The 25,693-nt window shown below is 38.9% G+C and carries 24 protein-coding genes and 1 tRNA gene; 8 read left to right on the top strand and 17 right to left on the bottom strand.

Annotated elements, in window-relative coordinates:
• Positions 1 to 99 precede the first annotated feature (99 nt).
• Complete coding sequence (locus FY557_RS01975; RefSeq protein ID WP_185151628.1) at positions 100 to 954, top strand: lamin tail domain-containing protein; 855 nt, start codon at positions 100 to 102, stop codon at positions 952 to 954.
• 74 nt (positions 955 to 1,028) lie between these two features.
• On the opposite strand, the gene FY557_RS01970 is transcribed toward FY557_RS01975, so the two are convergent.
• From FY557_RS01970 to FY557_RS01935, 8 genes are all read right to left on the bottom strand, one after another.
• Positions 1,029 to 3,845 carry an aminopeptidase gene (locus FY557_RS01970; RefSeq protein ID WP_228451669.1) on the bottom strand — a complete coding sequence of 939 codons (2,817 nt, stop codon included), beginning with the start codon at positions 3,843 to 3,845 and terminating at the stop codon, positions 1,029 to 1,031.
• A gap of 54 nt (positions 3,846 to 3,899) precedes the next feature.
• The gene (pyrF, locus tag FY557_RS01965; RefSeq protein ID WP_149245606.1) at positions 3,900 to 5,279 is read right to left on the bottom strand and encodes an orotidine-5'-phosphate decarboxylase; all 1,380 of its coding nucleotides are present in this window, start codon (positions 5,277 to 5,279) and stop codon (positions 3,900 to 3,902) included.
• A 187-nt stretch (positions 5,280 to 5,466) separates the two neighbouring features.
• On the bottom strand, positions 5,467 to 5,814 hold the full coding sequence (locus tag FY557_RS01960) for a YkvA family protein (RefSeq protein ID WP_149245605.1): 348 nt from the start codon (positions 5,812 to 5,814) through the stop codon (positions 5,467 to 5,469).
• Positions 5,815 to 5,896: 82 nt separating this feature from the next.
• On the bottom strand, positions 5,897 to 6,436 hold the full coding sequence (locus FY557_RS01955; RefSeq protein ID WP_149245604.1) for a TlpA family protein disulfide reductase: 540 nt from the start codon (positions 6,434 to 6,436) through the stop codon (positions 5,897 to 5,899).
• A gap of 86 nt (positions 6,437 to 6,522) precedes the next feature.
• Positions 6,523 to 7,086, bottom strand: a complete 564-nt coding sequence (locus FY557_RS01950) for a thioredoxin family protein (RefSeq protein ID WP_149245603.1) — start codon at positions 7,084 to 7,086, stop codon at positions 6,523 to 6,525.
• 18 nt (positions 7,087 to 7,104) lie between these two features.
• Positions 7,105 to 8,175 carry a chorismate synthase gene (gene aroC / locus FY557_RS01945; protein WP_149245602.1) on the bottom strand — a complete coding sequence of 357 codons (1,071 nt, stop codon included), beginning with the start codon at positions 8,173 to 8,175 and terminating at the stop codon, positions 7,105 to 7,107.
• 45 nt (positions 8,176 to 8,220) lie between these two features.
• Positions 8,221 to 9,861: an LIC_10190 family membrane protein gene (locus FY557_RS01940; protein WP_149245601.1), complete on the bottom strand. Its 1,641-nt coding sequence runs from the start codon at positions 9,859 to 9,861 to the stop codon at positions 8,221 to 8,223.
• A 51-nt stretch (positions 9,862 to 9,912) separates the two neighbouring features.
• Positions 9,913 to 10,455, bottom strand: a complete 543-nt coding sequence (locus tag FY557_RS01935) for a YMGG-like glycine zipper-containing protein (protein WP_149245600.1) — start codon at positions 10,453 to 10,455, stop codon at positions 9,913 to 9,915.
• 273 nt (positions 10,456 to 10,728) lie between these two features.
• Between FY557_RS01935 and FY557_RS01930 the strand changes: the two genes are divergently transcribed.
• Positions 10,729 to 11,163, top strand: a complete 435-nt coding sequence (locus FY557_RS01930; RefSeq protein ID WP_149245599.1) for a hypothetical protein — start codon at positions 10,729 to 10,731, stop codon at positions 11,161 to 11,163.
• Positions 11,164 to 11,827: 664 nt separating this feature from the next.
• The gene (locus FY557_RS01925; RefSeq protein WP_149245598.1) at positions 11,828 to 12,121 is read left to right on the top strand and encodes a hypothetical protein; all 294 of its coding nucleotides are present in this window, start codon (positions 11,828 to 11,830) and stop codon (positions 12,119 to 12,121) included.
• Positions 12,122 to 12,235: 114 nt separating this feature from the next.
• Here the strand turns inward: FY557_RS01925 and FY557_RS01920 are convergent, their stop codons facing one another.
• Positions 12,236 to 13,087 (bottom strand): glycosyltransferase family 2 protein, encoded by an 852-nt coding sequence (locus FY557_RS01920; RefSeq protein ID WP_228451668.1) that lies wholly within the window; start codon positions 13,085 to 13,087, stop codon positions 12,236 to 12,238.
• Between the two features lie 638 nt (positions 13,088 to 13,725).
• Here FY557_RS01920 and FY557_RS01915 point away from each other — a divergent pair.
• Positions 13,726 to 17,505 carry a fibronectin type III domain-containing protein gene (locus FY557_RS01915; protein WP_149245597.1) on the top strand — a complete coding sequence of 1,260 codons (3,780 nt, stop codon included), beginning with the start codon at positions 13,726 to 13,728 and terminating at the stop codon, positions 17,503 to 17,505.
• 381 nt (positions 17,506 to 17,886) lie between these two features.
• On the opposite strand, the gene FY557_RS01910 is transcribed toward FY557_RS01915, so the two are convergent.
• The gene (locus FY557_RS01910) at positions 17,887 to 18,114 is read right to left on the bottom strand and encodes a hypothetical protein (RefSeq protein WP_149245596.1); all 228 of its coding nucleotides are present in this window, start codon (positions 18,112 to 18,114) and stop codon (positions 17,887 to 17,889) included.
• 445 nt (positions 18,115 to 18,559) lie between these two features.
• On the opposite strand from FY557_RS01910, the gene FY557_RS20570 reads away from it, so the two are divergent.
• The gene (locus tag FY557_RS20570; protein WP_410495590.1) at positions 18,560 to 18,715 is read left to right on the top strand and encodes a TM2 domain-containing protein; all 156 of its coding nucleotides are present in this window, start codon (positions 18,560 to 18,562) and stop codon (positions 18,713 to 18,715) included.
• A gap of 368 nt (positions 18,716 to 19,083) precedes the next feature.
• Here FY557_RS20570 and FY557_RS01900 read toward each other — a convergent pair whose 3' ends face one another.
• The 4 genes from FY557_RS01900 to folB form a co-directional block, all read right to left on the bottom strand.
• Positions 19,084 to 19,356: a hypothetical protein gene (locus FY557_RS01900; RefSeq protein WP_149245595.1), complete on the bottom strand. Its 273-nt coding sequence runs from the start codon at positions 19,354 to 19,356 to the stop codon at positions 19,084 to 19,086.
• 472 nt (positions 19,357 to 19,828) lie between these two features.
• A tRNA-Cys gene (locus tag FY557_RS01895) sits at positions 19,829 to 19,902 on the bottom strand.
• A gap of 131 nt (positions 19,903 to 20,033) precedes the next feature.
• Positions 20,034 to 21,398 (bottom strand): DUF4403 family protein, encoded by a 1,365-nt coding sequence (locus FY557_RS01890; RefSeq protein WP_149245594.1) that lies wholly within the window; start codon positions 21,396 to 21,398, stop codon positions 20,034 to 20,036.
• 32 nt (positions 21,399 to 21,430) lie between these two features.
• Positions 21,431 to 21,799 carry a dihydroneopterin aldolase gene (gene folB / locus FY557_RS01885; protein ID WP_149245593.1) on the bottom strand — a complete coding sequence of 123 codons (369 nt, stop codon included), beginning with the start codon at positions 21,797 to 21,799 and terminating at the stop codon, positions 21,431 to 21,433.
• Positions 21,800 to 21,860: 61 nt separating this feature from the next.
• Between folB and FY557_RS20565 the strand changes: the two genes are divergently transcribed.
• Genes FY557_RS20565 through FY557_RS20560 form a run of 3 tightly spaced genes read left to right on the top strand, consistent with a single transcriptional unit; the run spans position 21,861 to position 22,500 of the window.
• Positions 21,861 to 22,043 carry a bacteriocin-like protein gene (locus FY557_RS20565; protein ID WP_410495576.1) on the top strand — a complete coding sequence of 61 codons (183 nt, stop codon included), beginning with the start codon at positions 21,861 to 21,863 and terminating at the stop codon, positions 22,041 to 22,043.
• A gap of 30 nt (positions 22,044 to 22,073) precedes the next feature.
• Positions 22,074 to 22,280, top strand: a complete 207-nt coding sequence (locus FY557_RS01880; protein WP_149245592.1) for a bacteriocin-like protein — start codon at positions 22,074 to 22,076, stop codon at positions 22,278 to 22,280.
• A 34-nt stretch (positions 22,281 to 22,314) separates the two neighbouring features.
• Positions 22,315 to 22,500: a bacteriocin-like protein gene (locus tag FY557_RS20560; protein WP_410495574.1), complete on the top strand. Its 186-nt coding sequence runs from the start codon at positions 22,315 to 22,317 to the stop codon at positions 22,498 to 22,500.
• Positions 22,501 to 22,867: 367 nt separating this feature from the next.
• On the opposite strand, the gene nadA is transcribed toward FY557_RS20560, so the two are convergent.
• The 3 genes from nadA to FY557_RS01865 form a co-directional block, all read right to left on the bottom strand.
• The gene (gene nadA, locus FY557_RS01875) at positions 22,868 to 23,887 is read right to left on the bottom strand and encodes a quinolinate synthase NadA (protein WP_149245591.1); all 1,020 of its coding nucleotides are present in this window, start codon (positions 23,885 to 23,887) and stop codon (positions 22,868 to 22,870) included.
• Between the two features lie 52 nt (positions 23,888 to 23,939).
• Positions 23,940 to 24,506 carry a guanylate kinase gene (gene gmk, locus FY557_RS01870; protein ID WP_149245590.1) on the bottom strand — a complete coding sequence of 189 codons (567 nt, stop codon included), beginning with the start codon at positions 24,504 to 24,506 and terminating at the stop codon, positions 23,940 to 23,942.
• An 89-nt stretch (positions 24,507 to 24,595) separates the two neighbouring features.
• Entirely contained in the window at positions 24,596 to 25,453 is an 858-nt protein-coding gene (locus FY557_RS01865; protein WP_149245589.1) for a YicC family protein, read from the bottom strand.
• Positions 25,454 to 25,693 lie beyond the last annotated feature (240 nt).

Below are 25,693 nucleotides of genomic sequence, written 5' to 3'. Positions count from 1 at the left end.
ATTGCTCATTTATAAGTATTTAATCAAATTTTAATGTGCGATTTTCATTCCGGTGGTATTGTTTTTGTAATTTTTCAAGCAACCACAAATAAAATCATTATGAAAAAAATTTTTACATGTATCGGAATCATTTCTCTTATCCATACCCATGCTCAGATTGTCATCAGCGAAATATACGGTGGTGGCGGAAGTCCGAACATGGCATTAAGTCATGATTATATTATGCTTAAAAACATCGGTACCGAAGCAGCTTCTTTGAATGGAACAACGGTGCAGTACGGTTTTGCTGACGGAAACTTTACCCAATACCACATTCTTCCTGATATCACTTTAAGCCCGGGACAAAACTATCTGATTCAGGAAGGAGCGAATGTTGCCGGAAGAATAGATTTGCCGGCGCCGGATTTCATTGCGGATAAAGTTTTCTATTTCAACGGGGCACAGAACTCTTCCGGAGGAATCGATCTTGATAACAGAACCGGAAAAATAGCTTTGGTAAAAGGAAGAATGCAGGTTCAGGATTATAAAAGCACAGATATTATTGACTTTGCAGCTTACGGGACCTCAAATGCCGTTCCGGTCTTTGCTTCTGCGGCAAACACTGCTTTTAAAAGAGTATTTGAAAATACAGGCAATAATATAGAGTTTGTTACAGCACCGGCCTATCCGATGAATTCATCTGCAGGAAATGCAGCGATTGCGATTACACCGGCAGATCCGGAATCCTCTAAATTCAATTTTATCATCAATCCCTTTCTGAAGGAAAACAAGGAAGTCGTTTTCAGCAGCGAAATAGAGAATGTAAAAATATACGATGAATTTGGGCAGGTGGTCATGCAGTCTCCGACAAGAATGTCCTACAGTATGAATCTGATCGAACTGCCGAAAGGAAAATATACCGTAACCGGCATGATCAATAAATCTCCGGTATCCCAACAGATCGTTAAGGATTAAATGTATCCAGGCTGAAATGAATCGAATAATACCAAATTTACTTTAAATAAAATATCATCCTGACTTAATCTAACTTAGTACCATCCTCTTCGGGCCGCATTGATAATCGAACTGAGGTTAAGAATCAGGGTATACCGTATCCTTTTTCCGTAATCTTTGAATGCCGGCTCAAAACCAAGGGAAGATTGTACCGGTAGATAAACTTCAAGGAAATCCGGAATAATCCTTACTTTTACTCCGCTGTCCCAGATGAATTTCGTCGACTGGTTTTTGTTGTCGTAAACCCCTGCATCTGCATATACATGGAAAATTTTCCATACACTGGTATCTAAGTTTACTGAAGTAATCCATTTATTAACAGTTCCGGGGATAAAGGATTTAAAACCTCCGTCTGCCAGAATGAATTGCTGCGATAGAATCCCGCCCGTAGCACTTTGTCCCAAAAGGTTGTAGGAAAAAGAGTAATCCGAAACTCTGGAGATGCCGTAATTGAAAGTATTGTTCCGGGTATTGTTTTTAATGAAATATCCTGCAAACAAACGGACGCTAAGCTTCTGCCTTGGTGCAAATTCCCACCGGTAGAAGCCTTCGGCGGTTACTTTGTGGAAATCTTCCATCCATTGGGTGCTTACGCCCAGGCTTTTCTCATGAATGCTCTGGCTGTCGTTGTATCCGTAACCTGCACTCCACAGATTATATCGGTCGTAATCGTTATTGGCAATCATTAACGGACTTAAATCCCTTTCAAAGTAATTGTATGAAATCCCAAGGCTGCTGCTTACCGTGCTCCGTGGATTTTTCATGAAATTCAAATTGGAATAAATGGAAGCCTTCCGGTACGCCAGATCATAATCATAATGGAAATAGGATCCCGACACACCGAATGTCAGGCTCCGGATAAGGCTTTCTGCCGGGAGAAAAGAGTAGGCGATGGCTCCCGATCCCGTCAGTTTTCCGGTTCCTGTACTATAAGTGGGAGTGAGGGAATACAGAAACTTCTGGTCGAAGAAGGACTGGTTTTTAAAGTTGAGCCCAATCAGGAATTTATCATAGGTATTGCTGAACCGGACGCGCGGATTGATGTAAATCTCGTTGAATTCAGGATTCGGAATATCTTTAATAAGTTTAAGCTTAATTTTTTTGGTGTTGGAAAATAAACCTTTGGCGTAGAGGTAATTGTCCCGATAGTTGGATTCAGGGAAGATATACTCATCGTTCAGGGTTATTTTATAAATATCCACGGCAGGAATGGTAACGGTTTTTGTTTTTTGATTTTCTCCCGTTTCTACCCAGTATTCCTTAATCCGGCCTTCGCTTGATATGGTCTGAAGTTTTACCGGAATATTGGCCGATGTATTTTTCTCAATTTTAACGGCCAGCGAATCTCCCTCTTTTCTGAATCTTTTCAGATTAAAATTGACCCTGTTTTTATGCTGGATAAACCCGGACAGATACGAGTTTCTTTTGTCTTTTTCAGCGAGTTCCTTTAGAAAGTCCGTGGGATCGGTTTCCTGATCTTTATTCCGGGCAATAAAGTACTGAACCAGGTTCTCAAAATTCTGGTAACCCATCTTATCCGCGGAATAGTTGAAAAGGGTTCCCGTCTCAAAGCTGCTGATGGCCATATCGTTAAAATTGCTCAGTGCAGCAAACTTCTCATCAATTTTCTGATCCAGATTCTGGGACATGATATACTGGTACCCCAGGCCGTAACGCTCGGTCAGCTTCACGTCCGAAGCATGAAACAGTTTCAGGGGTTTAATCCCGAAAATTTTGGTGTCATTCAGCATCCCCAGCAGTTTTGTATTAGAATAGAATTTCCTGAGATATTGGATTTCAAGATAAGACTTCAGACCGTTTTTAAACCAGTGAAAATCCTGCTTATCGGTAATAATACTTTCGTCCAGGACCTTTTTGGAGACAATCCCGAAATAATCCATATCCGTATTTTCAGCAGAAGTAAACAGCCTGAACCGGTATTTCCAGAAACTAATGTCATTATTCCCGAAAAAATCTTCTTTATTCCTGAATTTTTCGGAAATATAAATGCTCTCAGGAAGAGTGCCGATTCTTTCTTTTATAAATTTTAACTGCAGAGGAAGATAGAATTCCAGATTCTGTTTTTCCTCGGGTGTTAAATTATACCCGAATTTTACTTCCGTATGAATATCTCCGGTATTAACGGTAATAGAAGGGTATTCGTTGGGAGAAATCAGAAATTCCGGATCTGCATCCAGGTATCCGTTAAATGAGTTGATCTGGGTCTGCTTTAAATTGCTTTCTACAAAATAATTAACCGGAAGATCGAAGTTTACTGTCCAGAACGTATTGAAGCTTACCGATTCTTCGATATCCTGGTATTTACGGGGAGAAATATTGTCCGGATCGAAACGATCCGGAACAATAAAGAAATATTTTAAGGCGGTATTGGCAGCAGAGGCTCCGTAGCCTGTAAACCGGCTGTCGGGAAGCTGAATTTTGTATTGCAGCTGCAGTTTTACCTTTTCTCCGGGTTTTAAGATTTCTTTTAACGGAAGAAAAAGGTTTTCTTCAGAAGTATTGCTTACGGGAATATCCTGATCCGAACTTTTAACCTGTAATTGCAACAGCTTGCCGAGCTGATTCTGTTTGGCAAAGTGAAGATCGGTATTCCGGTCTTCCAGTTTGCGGTATACCAAAGCCGTACCTCGCCTGTCATAGGCTGCTACCCAATTTAAAAGCTTAATGGAATCCAGGTCTTTTGCAGAATGGTTGTAATAAACGATTTCTTCGTTCACATCCAGCATCTTTCTGTCCTGAGACAGTTTGGCTTCTATGTAAATACTATCCTTCTGTGCAGAAACTTCTGCAACACCCAAAAACAAAATAAGACAAATACTGATTCTTTTCAATTACTGTGATAAAGTATCAAATATAACTTATTTTGCATTAATTCCGTAAAGATTTTAATCCTGAACTGCTTTTTTTTCCAGAGAGTTTAAATAAGCGTTCCAGCCTTCGTTTTTGTAAATCATGGCTGCCGTTTCCGGGTTTTCAGCCTGATAGATCCCTCTTCCGACGATAATGAAATCGGTGTGAAGGGTTTTGAAAACATGCTCCGGCGTATTGTACTGCTGTCCTTTTCCATCCCCGGAATCGGCGAGGTTTACTCCCGGAGTAAATAAAAGCATTTCGGCCGGAAGCAGGTTCTGGGAAACCCCTCCGATCACGTTAGGGTGTGAAGAGGCTACTTTTAAAGCTTCTTCCCGGTAAGCATTGGTGGTTAATGCGCCTTTGGACGACATGCCGATAATGGCAACAACTCCTACATTTTTAAAGCAGTCTAGCGATTCAAATCCTCCGATCACCTGCGAGGTAACGAAATCGGCCCAATCGGTAACTTTAAAAACGCCACTGGTAAACTGAAGTTCCTGCGTATTCCCGATATCTGCAAATTTGCGGTCTTCCATCAGAAGGAAATTGTGTTTTGCCGCCAGTGCTTTTAAGGGAGTAATTGTTTTTTGATATTCAAAATCGGAAATAATATCGATATGTGTTTTTAAAGCAATCACATGCGGACCTACTTTTTCAGCCAGATCCAGCAGTTCCTGGGTCGTGGTAACATCGGCAGAAGCAATCAGGTTGGATTCTTTGGCTAATGCTGTTTCCAGAAGTTTTTTTGAAACGGAATGCTGGGCATGTTCGAATTTTTCCTGATAAGAAAGCCTGATTTCTTCCTCAAACTGAATGTGATTGCCCTGTAGAAAATCCTGGATTCTTTTTATTTCGTCATCCGACAGTTCTCCATTTTCCTTTAGGATTTCGCAGACTTCGGAAATATTGAAAAGGGTATGCACCCGGTATCCCCTGCTTTCAAGAAGTTCCTTCCCGCCCTGTTCCCGGTCGAGAACCACAATGATATCCGCCACCTTGATGTCCTCCTGCTCAACCTCAGCAATCGTTTCGATAAGAGATTTTCCGGAAGTGATGACGTCTTCTACCAACAGGCAGTTCTGCCCTTTCTGGTAAATGCCTTCGATCAGTTTTTTAGTACCGTAGTTTTTAGCTTCTTTTCTTTTAATAATTAACGGAATGTAGCTTTCTAAAGACATCGCTGTAGCCATCGGAAGCGCGGCATAAGGAACCCCGCAGATCAGGTCGAAATTATCCAGCGGAAGCATATCCAGCAGGTAATTGGCAAGATTTTTTAAAATCTTGGGATCTGAAGCCAAAGGTCTTAAGTCTACGTAAAAAGGGCTTTCGATGCCGCTTTTTAAAGTGAATCTTCCGAATTTGATGATGCCCAGTTTGTAGCATTCTAAAAAGAATTCTTTTTTACTTTCCATTATTTTTTATTAGATGTTTGCAAATTTAAGGATTTGAGATGAAAAGGGAAATAAGGTCAATGGTCAATTTTACTCCGCAGGTGAATAGTCAATTTCTATGAATTTTAACTTTGTCAAAGTTCGGAACTTTGACAAAGTTTTTCATTAAGTATACGAAAAAACCATCCCTTAAAAGATGGTTCATTACTTATTCAATAATTTCGGCGTCGATGATTTTCGCACCGGCCGTATTGTATTTCCGATCAGCTTCCCAAAGCAGGAATTTATCAACTTCCCGGATCAGTTTCGGGATGGCCAGCGATAAAACCGCAAGATCATCCAGAACGCCGATCACCGGAACCGCTACTTCCGGCAGAAGATCAATGGGGGAGATCACATACAGCATTCCCAGCAGAGGCAGAATAATATCGAGCGAGCGCATTGGATATTCTCCTCTACGCCATGTCTTCACCATTCTGAAAATATCAGGGATCTTCTGTACAAAACCTTTATGGCGGATGGCTTCTTTCGCCAGGTTCAATTTAGAATACTTCATTTCTGTGTTTGGCTTTAAATACTTTTTAATCCCTGTATATTTCACAAATTTTGTACCAACAAACTGTGAATTTTAGTTAAAGTTATTTAATAATATTATCAATAAACTGATGTGTAGATTCTGTATTCCAGTCTCTTGAAGCATCTTCCTTGATAAGGATCCTGCCGTCCTTATCCAGCAGATAAGTGGTGGGGAAAACTTTTGGAAGAATCTTTTCGGAGATGGGGCTTTGGGCAATATAGACAGGAACGTTATAATTGTTTTCCTTTAAAAACTTCCTTACCGCATCTTCCTGATCATTCATGGCAATCAGTACAAAACTCACATGGTCTTTCCGGGTATCATACAGTTTCTGGATGGAAGGCCATTCCTTACGGCACGGCGGGCACCAGGTTCCCCAGAAATTCAGGAATACCGCTTTCCCCTTAAATGTTTTAAGGTTGGTGCTCGGAACATTGATTCCCTGCAGTTCAATGTCATAGTCCGCATCATCAATATGAACGGCATTTTCGATGGCTGCTATCGGGAAGAAGGCATCCTGAAGTTTTTCTTTTACTCCCGGCACAAAAGCGACAACTGCAATCAGGGCAATCAGGATAAGGTAAATGATGTTTTTCTTCATTTTTACGCTTGATAAAAATTATTTTTAAAAGTAAAGCGGTTTATCAGTACCGGCTTTCCGAAGATCAATTTAAAATAAATTTACAATTAGAGCAATTCCAAGATTTCCTGAACTGCATCTTTTCCTCTGTTTTTAGCATAATACAGCTGCAGGTCATTGTAAAACTGGTCTCTTGTGTAATTTTCAGGATCTGCTTTAAATTTTGCCAGCAGATCTCTTCCATATCGCGGACGCGGGCCCCATGAATTTTTTATACTGAAATCGTTGTTCAGGATCACCACTTTCGGAATCGATTCGGTACCGTTGGTAAGAAACTGGTTAATCAGGCTTTTATCACTTTCTCTAAGAAAGATTCTCACTTCATTTTTCCCTTCGAAAAATTTAACCAAAGCCGGAACGGTGGAGCTTGCATCACCACACCAAACCTCAGAGATAATTAAGATTTTTCCGTCGAAATTCTTAGAGGCGAGTTCTTTCAGCTGCTCTTCATCAGCATTATATTTTTTCAGGGTCCTGCCGATCCGCTGAAGCCCCAGTTCGTAATAAGGTTTATAATCGATTTCCTGCTGGTTGGCAGGATTTTCTAATCTTTGTCTTCCGATCTGCACATAGTTTTCGAAAGAGATGGCTTTATCCCAGTAATTTTCCATTACTAAAAATATTTATATTTAAAAATTATTGATGTTTCTTGTTTTATTGATCAGAAATAAATCGGCCAGCACAAAAGCGGCTAAACTTTCCACTACCGGAACTGCTCTGGGTAGAACGCAAGGATCATGACGTCCTTTACCTTCCACGATTACAGGATTCCCTTCTTTGTCAATGCTTTCCTGAGGTCTTAAAATTGTTGCTATAGGTTTGAAGGCTACCCGGAAATAAATATCCATCCCATTGGAGATTCCTCCCTGAATTCCTCCCGAAAGATTGGATTTTGTGGTGAAATCTTCGTTGAAAAGATCGTTGTGCTCTTTTCCGGTCATCTTTGCCCCGCAGAATCCGCTTCCGTATTCAAAACCTTTTGCGGCGTTGATGTTGAGCATCGCTTTCCCCAGTTCCGCCTGAAGTTTCGAGAAAACCGGTTCGCCGATTCCCACCGGAACATTTTTGATCACACAGGTAATAGTTCCGCCAATGGTATTGCCTTCTTTTTTGATCTCTTTGATTCTCCCGATCATTTTTTCAGCCGTTTCAGCATCCGGGCAACGTACTTCATTGCTTTCCGTTTTGGAAAAATCCAGAGCCTGATAAGGTTTCTCGCAGAAAATATCTCCTACCGACGAAACGTAGGCATTGATTTCAATACCGGACAGCAGCTGTTTAGCCAAAGCGCCGGCTACCACCCAGTTGATCGTTTCCCGGGCAGAAGATTTTCCGCCGCCGCGGTAATCCCGGATTCCGAATTTCTGGTCGTAGGTAAAATCGGCATGGCTGGGACGATATGAATTGGCGATATGATCATAATCCTTCGATTTCTGATTTTCATTTTCAATGATAAAACCAATCGGGGTTCCCGTGGTTTTTCCGTCAAAAATCCCTGACAGGAATTTTACCGTATCGCTTTCTTTTCTTTGGGTAACAATGGCGGACTGCCCCGGCTTCCTGCGGTCCAGTTCATACTGGATCTTATCAAGATCAACCGTTAGCCCTGCCGGAAAATTATTGATGATGCCACCGTAAGCCAGACCATGGCTTTCTCCGAATGTTGTAAGACTGAGAAGATTACCTAGAGTATTTAACATGACACAAATTTAAGGCTTTTTATTCAGATGAAAGTGCTATAAAATTCAGTTCTGTTTATAGGAATCTTTGATTGTATTGATCATGTGATAGGCAGATTTTTCTTCTTCCGGATTTAATTTTTTCCAGATAAATCCTTTTCTCGTCTTTTGAGGATCAATCAGCTGCGGGAAAATGCCGGCTTTCACATCATCAAAAATGTAGCTTTCAGAAATGGCCGGCAGCTCCGTTTCGAAATTGTAGGGATATTTTCTGGAAACATTAAATTTTAGATTCCCCAGTTGGTGGGAAGTATGGCTTTTATAGTGATAGGCTGACGGACGGTACAGCTGTTTTATTTCAAATTTACCCATAAAATTCCCCGACCTGAAACTAGGCAGGTATGTCTGAAGAATATCCGGTAATGTAAGGCACCCGATGAAAATAATACTTAAAACAGAAAACAGGGCAACGGATTTCCGCCGATTAAAATAATCCATGAAAATCACAAAAAAGATTACAAAAAAGACATCAATAAAAAACCGGTACTGGGCGGAAAAAAACAGGACCAGAATGCTTTTAACCAAAATTGAAATGCAGATCAAGTTGACGGTTTTATTTTTTTTAGTCCGACTGAAAATTATAAAACCAAGTAAGCTCAGAATAAAAAGGATATTTATTTTTGATTTGATACCTTCCAGAAAAAGCCAGTTTTTAATATAATCAAACGGTGAAAACTTTTGGATCTCCTGATAGGAATACTGCATATCATAGGTTTTCTGAATGGCAAACTGTGAAGAAGTTTTCAGGATTTCTTGGTGGGGTTTCCAGGCTGTATTCAGATCGCCGACAGCAATAGGGAAAACCGGATAACCAAAAGTCCAGATGTTTTTCATAAAAAACAACAGCACCAGCAGGCAGCCTGGAATCAGAGCGGTAAATCTGGATTTAATAATGAAGACAGAGTAGAGGAAACTCAGCGTCGGAAGCCAGATCATTGTCGGCTTTATAGCAAAAACAAATACTGAAAAAGTAAATAAAAATAGGGTATTTCCTTTAGTCTTCAGAATTTCATTTAGAATAATCAATGAAAAAACAATAACCGGCAGGTCAGGACTCGGAGACTGGGAAAACAACAATAAGACAGGAATAAAACACAGCTGGATCCAGCTTTTATTCTCTACGATATAGAATGAATAAACAACCAATAAAATCGTATTGATCCTGAAATACGGATCGGAAAAATTAGAAAACCCGGCCTGAAAAATATGCCAGAGTGACATTTGTCCCAATGTAAGATCCAAGTTGGATATTCCTTTAACCAGCCCAAATTCTCTTAGCCATTTTATGGTGGGAACATAATACCCGAAATGATCCAGTATAAAAGGATAAAAAGATCCGCAGAATAAAACGATAAATGAAATAAAACAAATTAGTGAAATTTCTTTTCCTGAAAACCGGAAAAACACTTTGTACGATTTATCCTTGAAAAAATAGAGAAGCCCCAATATGATCGTAGGGATTTCAACATATATATTTAAAGAGATAAAAAAGGATAGGATCATCCACAGTATGCTGGTCCCTAAAATTCCCGATAAAATTTTACCTGAGATCCCGTGAATGGATTCTTCGGAAAAGTATTTTACAATATTTCCCAGCCCCATTAAAACCGGAATCAGAAGAATAGTGGAAAGGAGGGTTAACAGCATAAAAAAAGATTGCTTAAAAATAAGCAATCTTTCTATGTTATAATAAAAATATTATCTTGGCTGAACCCTTCCGCTTTTTCTATCCTGTGCTCTACCTAAAGTATAACCGGTAGCACCACCGATTACCCCACCAATTGCAGCACCGGCTCCAGGGCTTTTCTTGTTAACGATGGCTCCTAATGCAGCCCCGCCTACAGCCCCGATAATGGTACCTTTAGCCGCTTCACTCATTCCTTTTTTCTTTGCAGTAGTCTGGGAAGAGGTTCCGTTATTGGCATAAGTCCCGCTATTCGAGCTTGAACTTGATCGGTCTCTGTATACAGTACGTGTTTCTCTGATTACCTGGGGTCTGGCACTGGCTGCAGCAGCTGTTTTAGCCTTCTGCATTTCAGCGATACTATCCGCTTTTTTCTGTGCTTCATAAGCCATTTTTTCTTTTTCAATGGCTAGTTTCTGTTTTTCTATTTCCAACTGCCTCATCTGGAACTCCATTTTCTGTTGTTCCAATGATTGTTGTTCAGCGATCTGTTCATCTTTTTTACAGGCCGTCAGTAAAAAAACCGACATTAATCCTGTCAACACTATATTTCTCATAATTCAAATTTTATAACGTAAGGATGTTAAGCCAACCTGACTTTGATCTTATACTGTTTTCAATTATGACGCCAAAGTTCGTTAAGCAATGTTAAAAAAATTCAAAAAGTATTAATATTCTGTCAGCTTGAATAGGTCTTAAGCATAAATTTGGCCGAAAGGATTTTTATCTGAATGCTGACTATATTTTAAAAATGTAACTTTTTCTTAATTTTCCCCGGCTGTTGAATTAATATGAATTGATTATTTTTGCTTTACCTAAATTATATTAATATGAAAAATCCAGTTGTAAAAATCCTGTTTATTGCAGGTATGATCATGATCGGAAGTTCTTTTTCCACTTATGAACACAATTCCTTGAAAATGGCAAAGCCTTCCAAGGATACCGCAAAAGCGAAGACGTATAAAATCCGTTACGGTCTTCTGGGGCAGAATGGAAGCAAGACTCTTTCCGGAAGTTATGATGTAGGAAGTTTTATCGCCACTAATACGGTAACCGGACAAAGTTATGATACCTATTACGGAGGCGGTTTCCAGACGCTGCCTGCTTATTTTGATAATCTTCCTGCCGGAAATTATACTTTCACGGCGATGCAGGGACAAGGGGGATGGGCAGGATACGGTTCTGTAACTGCTGAGGTATCGGACGCTCAGGTGGATGCAGACGGTTATGTTACGATCTATATTCCGGTTAGCTGGGAAGAATAAAACATAATAATAGAAAAATAACAAGTCCTGCCGTAAATGGCGGGATTTTTATCATTATTTACATGTTAATGATTGGAATCTGTGTTATTTCCTATAGAATTACATATAGCTGTTATTTCTTTTAACAGAGTGCAAAACCTATCTTTTATGATATGGTTGCCCGGATTATATCTTAAATTGAAATCGATTTTCATAATTAAATTTAATTGCTTGAAAATTAAAATTATATCAATATTTAAAGATTTATCTTAACCATATTTACAAAATTGTATTAAATTTAGATAGCTAAAAACTGAAATACTACTTTACTATGGAAAATTTTGATTTTTCTTTGATTTTAATGCTTACTATTTTGCTCATCTCATCAATGCTGGTTATCTTTGGGCTTGCTCATCTGCTTCAGAAAAGAAGCTGCCGATCCGGTTTTTTATATTACAATAATCATCCGCATTGGAAGAAATATTGTAGAACCAAAATATAGCGGATTTGCCGCAACAAGCTCTGTTCAGTACACTCTGAATAGATTTTTTTCATCATTTGTGTTTTTACGGCCTCCTGCAAGGGAGGCTATTTATTTTGATATTTCTTGCATTATGACTTGGCTCATAGAATTCTTATTTTTTTACGCATAATTTTGGTTTCATATTAACATCAAAAAATTATTATGAAAAAAGTAATGCTATTAATGCTGGGAATCAGCCTTTTTGCAGTAAGCTGCAAAAAACAGGAAACACAAAATGACAACACCACAATGACGGATTCTGCCGCTACATCCGGAACGATGTCTGATTCTTCAGCAGCCGGAACAATGTCTGCGGATTCTACAGGAACTGCCGGTGACAGTGCGATGAATCAGGGAAACACTCAGAATAACCAAAGAAGTACTACCACGAATCAAACCAATGGGACAAATGGTACCCAGACGAATGGAGGAACCGGAACGGATTCTGCAAGATAAGCACTTTTTCCAACCCATATACACCTTTAAAAAAGGCGGCCCTAATCAGGCCGCCTTTTTTATTAAATTGTTGAAATTGCTTTTAATTTTAACTTTTATTTTTTTATCAGATAATTAATAATATTGTAATGCCGTTCTTATTTTATTCATGAGCCGGTAAGGTATCTTGGTCTGGTAATTCAAGAGGTTGTAAATATCCTCAGCATTTGTATAGACGGCAGGCACGGAAATTCCGTTAATGGATGTGATTTTTCTCCGCTGCATGGTTTCGTGGATTACCCGGGCAAAAGATTCCTTTGCGCTTTGTTTGGCGCTTTGTTGAGAGATCCCGTTGGAATGAAGCCTGTATTTGTAAAAAACTTCATCTACAAATTTTGCATCGCCGGTTTCCAGAAGCTTCAGGTAAAGATCCTGATCGACAGCATTTTTCAGGTTCGGGTTGATTCCGGAGGTTTTCAGGTAAGCCGCTCTTTTAAAAACAAAAAAGGCATGGATCTGAATAGGGATATTAAAAAAATATTTATCGTTATGAATCTGTTTTATTTTAGAAAAAACTTCTCTTGGCTTAAGATGCTCATCACAGAAAATCAATTTAGAGTATGCTGCTATAATTTTTTTATTCTTCTGGAATTCATCAAGAAGACATTCTACAGCATAGCTGAAAAGTGCATCATCAGGATCAAGAAAGGCGCAGAATTCACCGGTAGCAAGATCCAGACATCTTCTTTTGGTATAACCGCATCCTTTATTGGTTTTGTTCTGATAGAACTTAAAACGGTTATCTCCTTCGATAAGTACTTTAATAAGGTCGACAGAATTATCCGTTGAGCTGTCATCTACAATAATAACTTCCCAATTTTCATAGCTCTGCGAAATAATGGAATCATAACAATCTTTGAAATATCTTCCATTGTTATAATTGGCAATAAGTATAGATATTTTATTCACGTTCATTTGATTTATCATCCGATGCAAAATTACTTAACATAATATTTTAATAACATGACTTAAATCAAGACTTTTTGATAAATAAAATTTGTATTTTATAGAATTATTTCTACAATGCGGTTTGATAGTTTATTAGATTGGTTTTTTTACACTTGACAGTAGCACCTTATAAAAGCCTGTTTAAAATTTCAAAATAATCTTAAATATTTGCTAGAAAAATTTCTATGATTTTTATTGAAAAATTCATTGTTATGATTTCAATCATACCTAAATCATACCTTACCTTATTACTTTTACAACATGGATTAATAATAATTGATTCAATAAAATTTTTTTCATCATTTGTGTTTTTTTTGGTCTCCTTTGTAAAAAGGAGACCTTATTTTTTTAACCGACCGATAAATAATGGTTTTCCTTAATTTCATCGGTGGCTTCCTTATCAAATAAGCCTGCTGATAACTGATCTCTTTCCGAATAATTCGGAAAACAATAAAAAAACCAATTGCACGTTTAACTTATAAATGACCCTATTTGTTTCTTTTTCAATAGATGCCTAGTTGATTTTAATGTAATTTATTTAAAAAATACAGGGATTTATGCTATAAATTATCAAAAAACAGATTAGATTTGTAATGATTAATATTAAATGATAACTTATGAAGAAAATTTCTACTTTTTTAGTACTTCTTCTGTGTTTGCTAAATCTAGGCGCCCTACCGGATGTCTATGGACAGACTCCTGCTCCGTTACCGTATTCACAGAATTTTACTACAGCTAATGACCTTACGTTACTCAACACAGGTCAGACCAATAAGTGGTCCTACGGTACTGTAACGGGAAATCCGGCCGGCTCCCTTTACATTTCAAACACAAACGGGACTTCCAATGCTTATTCAACCAGCGATACCAGTGTTGTACAGGCATACCGGGATATTGCCATTCCGACGGGAGCTTCAGTAGCCAACTTTTCATTCGATTGGAAAGGAATAGGGGAATCCGGATGGGATTACCTCAGAGTATGGATGGTACCTGCGAGCTTCACACCGACACCGGGAACGCAGATTACTGCCGGCGGAGGAAGAATCCAAATCGGAACGGAATTCACAGACCAATCCACCTGGCAGACGTACAGCACGATCAGTTTGAATATCAGTTCTTTTGCCGGAAATACCATGCGTCTGGTATTCGAATGGCGAAATGATGATCTCTTCGGATCACAGCCGCCTATTGCCATTGATAATATCAATATGAGTGTGCCAAGCTGTTTCCCGCCTTCTGCACCAACAACAGGGACAATAACCACTAACAGTGCAGTTCTTTCATGGACAGCACCCGGTACGGTTCCTGCCAACGGGTATGAATATTACCTGAGCACCAATCCTACGGCGCTAACAGCAGCGACTACCGGAGTAGCCAATGCCGGAACCAGTGTCACCGTTGCCCTGGCTCCGAGTACTACGTATTATTGGTGGGTACGTTCCGTATGCGGGGTAACCAATAAAAGTGTCTGGATAGCGGCATCAAGTTTTTCAACACTTCAGGTCCCTACGACGATTCCTTATGTACAGAACTTCTCTACAGGAAACGATCTTCAGCTGACAGGTTCCGGACAGCCAAATATCTGGTTTTACGGTTCTGCAGCAGGAAACCCTGCCAACTCATTGTACATCACCAATGACAATGGGGTTACCAATGGTTACAATACGTCGGCTTCGAGTGTAGTGCATGCCTTCAGGGATATTATTGTTCCTGCAGGAACTACCAATGCTACTTTGTCATTCGATTGGAGAGGTGTGGGGGAAAATGGTTTTGATTATTTAAGAGTATGGCTTGTTCCAATGTCGTTTGTACCGGTTGCCGGGACACAGATTACGACAGGAGGCGGAAGAATCCAGCTCGGAGGCGATTTCAATCAGCAGAGCACTTGGCAGAATTATTTCAATACACTGGTGAACTTGAGCACTTTTGCGGGTCAGCAGGTACGTCTTGTTTTCGAATGGAGAAATGATACGGTTATAGGAACACAACCTGCGGGAGCTATCGATAATATCAATTTAAGCATTCCTACCTGTCAGGTTCCTACCAATATTGCTATCAATACTGTAGGAAGCAGTACAGCTACTGTTACCTGGACTGCTGCGGTACCGGCACCGGCAGGCGGTTATCAATATTATTTGTCTACAGCCAACGTTGCGCCTACTTCCGCAACCGTACCTACGGGATCATCTGCAGGAACAACGCTTAATTTAGCATCTTTGACACCTAATACCACTTATTATATCTGGATCCGTTCCGTATGTGTCGGGTCAGACAGAAGCTTCTGGATGGCTGGACCTACCTTTACAACTACCCAGATTCCAGCTACTATTCCTTATATTCAGCCTTTTACAACAGGAAGTGATCTGGGATATACAAATGGTACTCAGGTAAACAAATGGACTTACGGAAGTGCTACCGGAAATACCGGAAATTCACTGTATATTTCCAATACCAGCGGAACCACCAACGTCTATAATACTTCATCAACAAGTGTTGTTCATGCTTACCGCGATATTACCGTACCGGCAGGAACGACTACAGCTATTTTCTCATTCGACTGGAAAGGAGTTGGGGAATCGAGTTGGGATTATTTAAGAGTATGGCTGGTGCCGGCAAACTTTATGCCTGTTTCCGGGGCTCAGATCACTGCAGGTACAGGAAGAATACAGATTGGTGCGAATTATAACCAGCAGACAACCTGGCAGAATGTCTTTAATCCTACGCTGAATATCTCAAGCTTTGCAGGAACGACTATGCGCCTGGTATTCGAATGGAGAAATGATAGTACGGGTGGTACGCAACCCCCTATTGCAATTGATAATATTAATTTACGAATCTGTAATAATGCAACGCCTACTGTAACATTAGGTACACCAACGCATAACTCGATTGTGTTAAACTGGAATCAGGATATCGGCGGCGCTACCTATACGGTAAGATACAGGCCGATTACTTCCCCGGCTTCAGCCTGGCAGACAGTAAATGTGGCAGCAGCTGCTTCTCCGGCAACTACAAATACAACCACACTAACAAACCTTTTATCGGCTACCCCGTATGAAGTGGAAGTTGCTGCGATCTGTAATACCAATACAGGGGTATATTCACACAGTACATTTACGACAAGGTGTGATCCAACGCCTCCGAATGTAACAGTTACCAATATCACAACAACATCGGCATTGATTACCTGGTCCCCGCTTGCAGCAAGTTCCCATTATTTCCTGAGATACCGGATTGTAGGAAGCGGAAATACGGGATGGAGTGCAAATATTCCGTTACCGCTTGCTCCTGCCAATACTTACCCGCTTTCAGGGCTAAGTGTATTTACTACTTATGAAGTACAGATCGCCAATATGTGCGATAACGAAAATACATTAAACCCATGGTCCAATCCTAAGGTGTTTACAACAGAAAGGACATGCGAAATTCCGCCGCCGGGATTAACGATTACAAATCTTACGACAACGACAGCACAGGTAACATGGGCCCCTTTCCCGGGTGCAACATATATCCTGCGATATAGAAAAGTAGGAATTCCGAGCTGGACAACGGTGGCTTCCAATACCAACAGCATTACCTTAACCGGCTTGCTGGAACTTACTCAATATGAGATGCAGGTAGCAAATATTTGCAGTGGAACACCGGGGAATTATACCCTTCCATATCTGTTTACGACACCAACAGTAGTGTACTGCCAGATGCAGGCTACTGCGACCAGTGGGAACTATATCTCGAAAGTTACTGTTACACCTGATGGTAAGCCGGAAATGAAAAATGAATCAGTAGCATCCAATTATACCGATTATACCGGGGTTACCAACAAGTTTATCCAATTGATCCAGGGATCTGTAAACAACAAAATTACGATTGACAAGAAACTTGCAGGAAATGCAACGGCCGGCGTTGCTGTATGGATAGACTTCAACAGAAACGGATACTTTGATATTGATGAAAGGATTCTTGTTTCCGGGCCCAATACAGATCAGACAGTAAGCGGAACATTTACAGTACCTGCCGATGCCTTTATCAGCTTAACGGACTTTAAGTATGTCGTGATGAGAGTAGCTATATCAAAAGATGCTATTCCTGTAAACTGCACCAACTTCCCGGCAGGTGAAGTAGAGGATTATACCGTAAGAATTTCTAAACTTCCGGTACCTAATCCGGTAAACCAGACAGATATTTTAATTTATCCTAATCCGGTAAAAACAATATTGAATGTGAAAAATATCAGTCCACGAGCAAATTATAAAATTTATAATACGACAGGACAGATGATATCATCAGGAATTATTCTGAATAACAAAATTGATGTTCATGCCTTAATCAACGGGATTTATGTAATTGATATCGATGATGTACAGGGTACTGCCCAGAAAAAGTTTATCAAGGAATAAAATTTGTTGATAACAATAAATCAATAAGCTCTCAGTGTGAGAGCTTATTTTTTTAACATTTTTTAAATGAATATTTAAATTTTTATGCTGTAAAAATGTATAAAAAGATATCCTGAAAATTAGTTAAACCGGCTATAAAAACAAGGTTATTCGGACTTATCATACTTTAAACTATTTTTTAATCTATAATAAAATATGTTAACGGATAAAATTTATAGTACTGATAGATGCATTTAAAGTGAACATTTCATACATTTGCAGTCACTCATGTTTAATTTGAGTTTTCATGGTTATTAGTTTTTTAATCCCTGTAGCAATACGGGGATTTTTTTATTCGAATAACTTCTTGAAAATCTTATAAATGATAATATGCTTGATCGATCAGATCTTATTTTTCGGGAAAAGAAATACTTTAAATCTTGCATTGCTGCTGTAATTTTTACAACTTCCATCAACGAAAAGAGAAGGAGATTTTTTAAAATCTTTCATATATTTTTTGCCTTCTTCCTCTAATGCGGGAATGATTACATATTCATAAAGAGTTTTTGTAAACTCACTGGTATTTCTCAAAATATTTTTTTTCTGTTTAAGTGCTTCGTTGAACGTCATGGTATAGAATTAATTCTGCAAATTTAATCAATATTGTGTGAAAAATAGAATATTTTTTTAGATTGTAATCATACCTTCGATAAAATTAAATCAATACCTTTACGGCGATTCTCATGTTTATTGAGTTTTCATGGTTATTAGTTTAATCTTCATAGAAATATGAGGATTTTTTTTGGTTGTGATTTCGGTCATAAACATCTTTTTGGAATCATTTATATTTTTACAGGAGCAATAACACAATATTTATTCTCAGTAAGTTTGCCTCTCTTTAGGAGAGGTTTTTTTATAATCCGGATCATAGATATCATAGCTTATTTTATGATAGTTTTATAGAAATAATTTCCATTCGTTTTTAAACAGTCCTAAGCTTCTCATAATTGTGAGAAGTTTTTTTTGAATAGCTGCAGAACCTGGCAAATTTAAAAAGTCACTTTCTTTATGAAAAATAATCAACAGTGAAAGAAAAAATGCCGGCAGCACTTTTGCTTTATTTCTAGAAGGATTCGGAATTCATAAATTTTATCTGAACAGACCGGTTCAGGAAGTTATTTATCTTCTGCTTTTCTGGATATTTATTCCGGCGCTTTATTGCTTTTATTGAAGGAATTGTTTATTTAGCAATGGACGAAACTGTTTTCAATGTAAAATGCAATAAAGGATATGTAAAACAGATATCATTTAATTCCTATAATAACGTCGATGAGCTTGAGAACATGGCCAGACTCAGAAATAGCATTGCAATTTCTAAAGCAGAATACAAGACATTAAAGGAAAGAATATTTAATTTATAAAATAAGAATGATTATTAAAATTAAGATCAGATTTAATCAGAAATCGTCAGGTTAAAAAAATAATTATTTTAACTAGTTAAATAAAAAATTTAAAGCGTTGGTACGTTCTTTGAATTTAAAAATACATTTAATCACCACTATATCTTTCAAATTACTCCCTGGTTCCGGCCGGGGAATTTTATTTTAGTGCGTTAATTTCTTCCATCATCTGATCTATAGTAAGATCTCCGCTGTTGATATGTTTGACGTAAAATGAAAGCCCTAGAGACTCCTGCTGAGATAATTTCGAGGTCTCAGGAGTAAGGGCCGCTTTAAACGCATTGCCGGAAGCTATTACTACTTCATGATCCAAATTGAAGTCTCTCTCAAAACGTTCTTTCATCTTTGCTTTTAGCCAGTTCATTATAATCGTTAAAGGTTCTTCCTGATTTTTTGGATTCGTATGTTGCATAATATCTAATTTTATTTTAGAAACAAGAAGAATTGGGCCAACCTGGTTTTTACTGGATCAGCTATAAAAGTTAGGGAGAAAATTTCAAACGCTATCGAGGTTAAAAATAGAATAGATTACATTACAGCTATAGATTTTTCGTTCGCAAAGGTACTTGGACTAGTTTAGCATGACACATTACATTCAGCAATTGATAATTTTGAATATTATCATATTTCAGAAATTATATATTCTGCATATTTTATTTCGGATAATTTCAACTTAAAAATATTTAGAAATGACACTATAGCTTAGTGGAGTAAAAGGCAAATCACTTTTACCATTCAAATTAATAAAACTTTTTCAATAATCCTCAACTTCTCTGTTTGATCCATTTTGTGCATGCACCATTTTATTTCGTTGGAATATGGTTGGAATTTCCCACAAATAAAAAAACCCTAAAATACTATTTTAAAGTAAATTAGGGTTTATATGGAGGTACCTAGCGGATTCGAACCGCTGTAGATGGTGTTGCAGACCACTGCCTAGCCGCTCGGCCAAAGTACCATTTACCATTTTGAGGTGTGCAAATATACTAAAATTTAGTTTTCAACAAAAGTTTTTAAGCAAATTCTTTTGTGTTGGTGCTTTATATATTGCTTTTTGCCTGTCTTTCAGCCTCATAATTTTTAATTATTTTACATTCCGTTTAACACCAGTTTCAAAGAAGCGTTCGTATCAATAACCGCGGTGATACCGTACGGATTCATCAGGATCCGGCCGGGCTTCAGATTAAAGACTTTTCCGTTCATTTTCAGACCTTTGTAATATTCTTTGTTAAAAGCTTCTTCTATACTTTTTTTTGAACTGCTTTCAATGTCCTGCGTTGGAATTCCGTATTCTTCTTCGATCATCTTTACAATCCTGCCCCGGAAAAGCAGGGTCGCCGTCTTTTGGAGAATATTGGCCGTCCTTAGATTAAATTTTGTATCCGACAGTACGATTTTCTTCTTGGCTTCATCATAAACGGGAATTCCGGAAATGAAAGCTTTCCCATTTACATAGCCTTCCGTATCCGCTTCAATCATTACTTTGTCTTTTACACCATATACCTTAATGTCTTTAATTTTTACGGAAGATCCTCCGACATCGTATTCTTTATTTAAAAACAGGTTCCGGGCAATTTCCGTTGCTTGGGTAAAAGGAATATTTGCTGTGGTCTGAATCAGGAACTTACCATTCAAAGCCGATGTAAAGCTGAAATCTGCAGCGGTTTTTACAGGTGGAGAAGAAGCCGGTTTGTTTCCGGTAAAAGTTTCCGAATATATGTCGATTCCCAGATTGGTATTGATCTGATTGCCGTAAAATTTCAGCGGCGTAACATTGACGCTGATCGGGGTTACTTTCAGCCACGTCTTGTATTCCTCCGAAATATTGAATGGATTTGAGAAAACATTCCAGGCGGTTACCACATATTGCTGGAAATTAAGTTGCGTGGCCAGCTGCTGGTCGATTGTTTTGCTGAACTTCTGCTGTTGCTCGATCAGGCTCTTTTCCACCAGGCCGGTAATCGGAATCTGGAGCCTGCCAAAATCGAGAACGGGTTTTACCACCCACCGGAAGCCATTGGGTTCGGTAGTAGTCTTTATGGTCCAGTTGTTCTGAAAATTAAGAGTGGTACTGAAAGACATTACCGTTTCAAAGGTCGTATTCTGATAGGTGTAAATGCCTAATGTTCCAATGCCTTTTTCCGCCCAGATTTTCAAAGGTACCTCAATCAGTATATTCTGATCGGTCCCGCCGACCAGACGGATCGGACGTGTTTTCCAGACTTTTACCTTGAACTGGTCATTGTTGTTATCGGTATAGGAGTCATCCTGATAAATAAGATCCTTTACCGAGGCATTGATCATATTGCTGATTTCCGCTAAGGGAATCGTTACCGGCATAGTGATGCTGGATTTCAGTTTAGGAAAATTATAGTTGGCGGGCTGATTATCGACTATAGTCTGCCCGAAAGTGACAACAGATAAAATTAAAAATAGCAGTTTGAAAATTTTCAATAGTGTAATTTTTAAAGGAATTAAAGCTTGCTTTAATTTCCGGGTTTAAAACTTCGTTCCAATTCAATACTGGCTCCCTGCATTTCTCCCTTCATCGGCGGGGCCGTTTTGGTAATTTTTAGTTTAATGTAATCAACCTGCGGAAACTCCTCATGGATTCTGGAAATAATTCTTCCTGCGACATGTTCCAGCAGTTTAGACTTGATTTCCATTTCATTATGGATGATGTCATTGATATCCGCATAGCTTATCGTATCATTCAGGGCGTCAGACGCTGCCGCTTTCCATAAGTCGGTGTGAAGTTCCACATTTAGAATATAATACGTTCCGATAATATTTTCTTCCGGCAAAACCCCGTGGCAGGCATATATTTTCACGTTTTCGAGAAATATTTTACTCATAGCTTTGTTATCTGTAGCAAAAGTAATATATTTAAATGTCAAACAAAAAAATTAAATTATTATGAAAAATCTAAAAAAACTGAACAGAGAGAACCTAAAGACAATTGCCGGCGGGGCAGGAGATGAATGCAGTGTAGACTTGGATTGCGGACCAAAAGGCTGTGCGTGGTGTACAGAACTTAGAGGTCGTAAAGTGTGCCTGTATTCATATGATTATCCTTTATGTTTGGATCCGAATCCTTAATTGAAAAATCATCAAATCAAAAATTGGACTATGAAAAATTTAAAAAAATTAACAAGAAAAGATCTTTATAAAATCAGTGGGGCGGCTAACTGCACCGGATGTCCTAAAGGCGGATATGGCCCGGGCGGAGCATCCAACGGTTATACCTATTCCTGTGAAGATTATAATGTATTGCCAAGCCGGTGTAAACCATGTGTATTGGTAAGTTCTGAGTGTTTTAATTCCACTCCACAATAGTTTGTATATCTATGAAATTTTAATTTAACCTATTATGAAAAACTTAAAAAGAATTGGCAGAGAAAATTTAAAATCAATCAATGGAGGTGCTACCTGTAATTATGTCTGCCCTCCAGGACCATACGGACCTGGCTTTCCTAAATCATGTGCAGATTATGATGCGCTTCCCGCATGCTGCAAATCTAAGGTATTGCTAAGCTACGAATGTGCTCTTGATTAATGATTGATTTATCACAGATGCTATAAAATTTCAACACCTACACTCAATATTCTTACCTTCTTAGAACTGCCAAAGATGTATAGATGTGAGCACGGATTGTTATGAATAATAGATAAGAGAAAGGCTGCTTGATGACAAGCAGCCTTTGTTTATTAGCAATTATCCGGAATATAATGTCCTCTCGGAATACGAATCAGGTCTCCGTTGCAACCCAACCCGCAGGTTTCGTGAATTTCACCATTGAGGTGACAGGTTTCATTTCCTCCGTTTACTCTTTTAAGACTTTTCCGGTCTAATTTTTTTGAGATTTTTCATATTGAATATTTTAGTCCTTTCAATAGAAAATATTCAACACAAAAGTGAAAAATTACTTAATGCTTTTCGAAAGATCCAGCATCGCTTCAATCGGCTTTAAAGCTTTTAATCTTAACTCTTCATCCATCAGGATCTCGGGAAGTTCGTATTTCATGCACAGATACAGCTTTTCCATCGTATTCCGTTTCATATAGAAACATTCGGAACAGTTGCAGGTTTCATCGAAAACCAAAGCCGGAACCAATTCCTTATGAGGGGCACGCTTCTTCATCTCATGCAGGATGCCTTCTTCCGTGGCAATGATGAATTTCTGGCAATCGTCCTGTTCCACAAAATTCAGCAGGGCAGAAGTGGAACCAATGAAATGGGCCAGCTTCAGAACTGCTTCTTCACTTTCCGGGTGGGCAATTAACTTCGCATCAGGATTATCAGCCAGCTGTTTGGCGATTCTCTCCATGGAAAAAGCTTCGTGAACGATGCAGCTGCCATCCCAGAGGATCATGTCACGGCCTGTTTTCTGAGAAAGGTACCTTCCCAGGTTTTTATCCGGGGCGAAAATAATCGGGCGGTCTTTCGGTAGTGCTTCGATTACGGTTTCAGCATTTGAGCTCGTCACAATGATGTCACTCTCCGCCTTTGTTTCCGCATTACAGTTGATGTAAGTGGCAACCAAAGCATTCGGATGCTGCTCGCGCATTTTCCGCAGGCCTTCTCCTGAGCAGCCGTCTGCTAACGAGCATCCTGCCATCGTGTCAGGAAGGACTACTTTTTTGGTCGGATTTAAAATTTTTGCCGCTTCGGCCATGAAATGCACTCCGCAGAATACAATCATATCGGCATCGGTATCCTTTGCCTGTCTTGCCAGCTGAAGGGAATCTCCAAGGAAATCGGCAATATCCTGGATTTCTCCGGGCTGATAATAATGGGCTAAAATCACCGCATTTTTTTCTTCTTTCAGCTTAAGAATCGCTTTTACGAGTTCCTCGCCTTCAGGAATAATCAGGTCTTTGATATCTAAGAATCCCCTTACCGGAATTGCAGATTTAGCTTTTTCTAATGTTTCGGTACTCATATCCACCTTAATGTTTTGGTTTATCGGAAAATCAAAAGTCAAAAATTAAACTTCAGCTTCCGATAAAATATTGTATTAAACTTTCTATTTCTTTTTTTGCTTTGTTCAGATCGGAATTGATCACGATTTTATCAAATGCTCCGGCATAAGACATTTCTTCTTCTGCCTTGGCAACACGGATTTTGATGGTTTCTGCATCATCGGTTGCTCTGGAAATCAGTCGCCGTTCCAGTTCTTCAATTGAAGGAGGTTCGATAAAAATGGATAAAGCCTGTTCTCCAAAATATTTTTTTAAAGAGATTCCGCCTTTTACGTCGACGTCAAAGATGACCACTTTGCCCTGACTCCAGATTTTTTCCACTTCAGATTTCAGCGTCCCGTAATATTTATCGGTATATACTTCTTCAAATTCCACAAAGGCATCTTCCGAAATTTTCTGCCTGAATTCATCAGGGGTTAAAAAATGATAATCCACTGCATGCACTTCACTGCCTCTCGGTTGCCTGGTCGTACAGGAAATCGAGAACTGCAGTTCACCGAATACTTCCAGAGCGTGTTTTACCAATGTTGTCTTTCCGCTTCCCGACGGTGCGGAAAAGATGATTACTTTATTGTTCAAAGTTTTTGGTTTAAAGTTAAGTTCGTCATTTAAAGATCATTTGTTTTTCAAAGCCTGCAGCCTTGAATTTTAAACATTGAACTCTGAATCTAAAGAACGTTTAACGTTTGTTCTTTGATCTTTTCCAGATCATCCTTCATCATTACCACCAGCTTCTGGATGGCGGCATGGTTGGCTTTTGAACCCAAAGTGTTGATCTCGCGGCCGATTTCCTGGGAGATAAACCCAAGCTTTTTCCCGTTGAAATCTTCATTGTCCATTACTTCCTTATAATATTTCAGATGTTGCGAAAGCCTTACCTTCTCTTCCGAAATATCCAGTTTCTCCGTGAAATAAGCCATTTCCTGATAAAAACGGGTTTCGTCCACATTTTCAAATTCTTTCAGTGATTTCTGGTAACGCTCCTTTACGGCAATGATCCGTTCTTCCTCAAAAGGAACCACCTCGGCAAGATTTTTTTCAATATTGAGAAGGTTTCTCTCCAATTCTTCATGAAGAATATTGCCTTCGGTCTTTCTGAATTCTTCAAAACGGTCAACTGCTGCCTGTACGATTTTGGCCAGCGCTTCCCATTCGCCTTCAGAAAGTTCGTCGGGTCTCGATGTAATCGCATCCGGAAACCGGACCGCCATTTTCAGGTATTCAAAATCGGGACCGTCGGAGGCTACACTTTTAAGTTCGCTGATATAGGAATCAATAAGGCTTTTGTTGATTTTTACATCGGTAGATTCTTCCAGATTCTCCAGGTTGAGGTAGCAGTCTACCTTTCCACGGATGATCCGGTCGTTAAGAATCTTTCGGATCTCGAATTCCTTCTCTTTGTACCGGAGCGGAATTTTGATATTCAAATCAAAGCTTTTACTGTTCAGCGATTTAATATCGATCGTGATCTTTTTTCCTTCAAAAACACCTTCGGCTCTACCAAAGCCGGTCATTGATAAAATCATAGTTTTTTATTGTTGTACAAAGATAAACATTTAAGTCTATAGTTTGCTAAAGTCCATGCGCCGGAAGCTTGAGACCGGAGATAAACAGTTGTGAATATTTAAACCTTTAAGATTCTGATGAAGGCGCTAAGAAATATTAAGTTGAGCATTGCCTTGAGCGTAATGCTTATAAAGTCTAATTGATTTTTCTTAATAAAACTTGACCATTTCACTTTCTTAATAGTTCATTAATGGCCAAAG

It is taken from the genome of Chryseobacterium sp. SN22 (genome assembly GCF_008329705.1).
Taxonomy (GTDB): domain Bacteria; phylum Bacteroidota; class Bacteroidia; order Flavobacteriales; family Weeksellaceae; genus Chryseobacterium.
This window is presented reverse-complemented; position numbering and strand designations above follow the sequence as displayed.

Excerpts from the sequence above, each read along its gene's own strand:
- FY557_RS01975 (WP_185151628.1), top strand. The coding sequence starts at position 100 with ATGAAAAAAATTTTTACATGTATCGGAATCATTTCTCTTATCCATACC.
- pyrF (WP_149245606.1), bottom strand. The coding sequence starts at position 5,279 with ATGGAAAGTAAAAAAGAATTCTTTTTAGAATGCTACAAACTGGGCATC.
- FY557_RS01960 (WP_149245605.1), bottom strand. The coding sequence starts at position 5,814 with ATGAAGTATTCTAAATTGAACCTGGCGAAAGAAGCCATCCGCCATAAA.
- FY557_RS01955 (WP_149245604.1), bottom strand. The coding sequence starts at position 6,436 with ATGAAGAAAAACATCATTTACCTTATCCTGATTGCCCTGATTGCAGTT.
- FY557_RS01950 (WP_149245603.1), bottom strand. The coding sequence starts at position 7,086 with ATGGAAAATTACTGGGATAAAGCCATCTCTTTCGAAAACTATGTGCAG.
- aroC (WP_149245602.1), bottom strand. The coding sequence starts at position 8,175 with ATGTTAAATACTCTAGGTAATCTTCTCAGTCTTACAACATTCGGAGAA.
- FY557_RS01940 (WP_149245601.1), bottom strand. The coding sequence starts at position 9,861 with ATGCTGTTAACCCTCCTTTCCACTATTCTTCTGATTCCGGTTTTAATG.
- FY557_RS01935 (WP_149245600.1), bottom strand. The coding sequence starts at position 10,455 with ATGAGAAATATAGTGTTGACAGGATTAATGTCGGTTTTTTTACTGACG.
- FY557_RS01930 (WP_149245599.1), top strand. The coding sequence starts at position 10,729 with ATGAAAAATCCAGTTGTAAAAATCCTGTTTATTGCAGGTATGATCATG.
- FY557_RS01925 (WP_149245598.1), top strand. The coding sequence starts at position 11,828 with ATGAAAAAAGTAATGCTATTAATGCTGGGAATCAGCCTTTTTGCAGTA.
- FY557_RS01920 (WP_228451668.1), bottom strand. The coding sequence starts at position 13,087 with ATGATAAATCAAATGAACGTGAATAAAATATCTATACTTATTGCCAAT.
- FY557_RS01915 (WP_149245597.1), top strand. The coding sequence starts at position 13,726 with ATGAAGAAAATTTCTACTTTTTTAGTACTTCTTCTGTGTTTGCTAAAT.
- FY557_RS01910 (WP_149245596.1), bottom strand. The coding sequence starts at position 18,114 with ATGACGTTCAACGAAGCACTTAAACAGAAAAAAAATATTTTGAGAAAT.
- FY557_RS01900 (WP_149245595.1), bottom strand. The coding sequence starts at position 19,356 with ATGCAACATACGAATCCAAAAAATCAGGAAGAACCTTTAACGATTATA.
- folB (WP_149245593.1), bottom strand. The coding sequence starts at position 21,799 with ATGAGTAAAATATTTCTCGAAAACGTGAAAATATATGCCTGCCACGGG.
- FY557_RS20565 (WP_410495576.1), top strand. The coding sequence starts at position 21,861 with ATGAAAAATCTAAAAAAACTGAACAGAGAGAACCTAAAGACAATTGCC.
- FY557_RS01880 (WP_149245592.1), top strand. The coding sequence starts at position 22,074 with ATGAAAAATTTAAAAAAATTAACAAGAAAAGATCTTTATAAAATCAGT.
- FY557_RS20560 (WP_410495574.1), top strand. The coding sequence starts at position 22,315 with ATGAAAAACTTAAAAAGAATTGGCAGAGAAAATTTAAAATCAATCAAT.
- nadA (WP_149245591.1), bottom strand. The coding sequence starts at position 23,887 with ATGAGTACCGAAACATTAGAAAAAGCTAAATCTGCAATTCCGGTAAGG.
- FY557_RS01865 (WP_149245589.1), bottom strand. The coding sequence starts at position 25,453 with ATGATTTTATCAATGACCGGCTTTGGTAGAGCCGAAGGTGTTTTTGAA.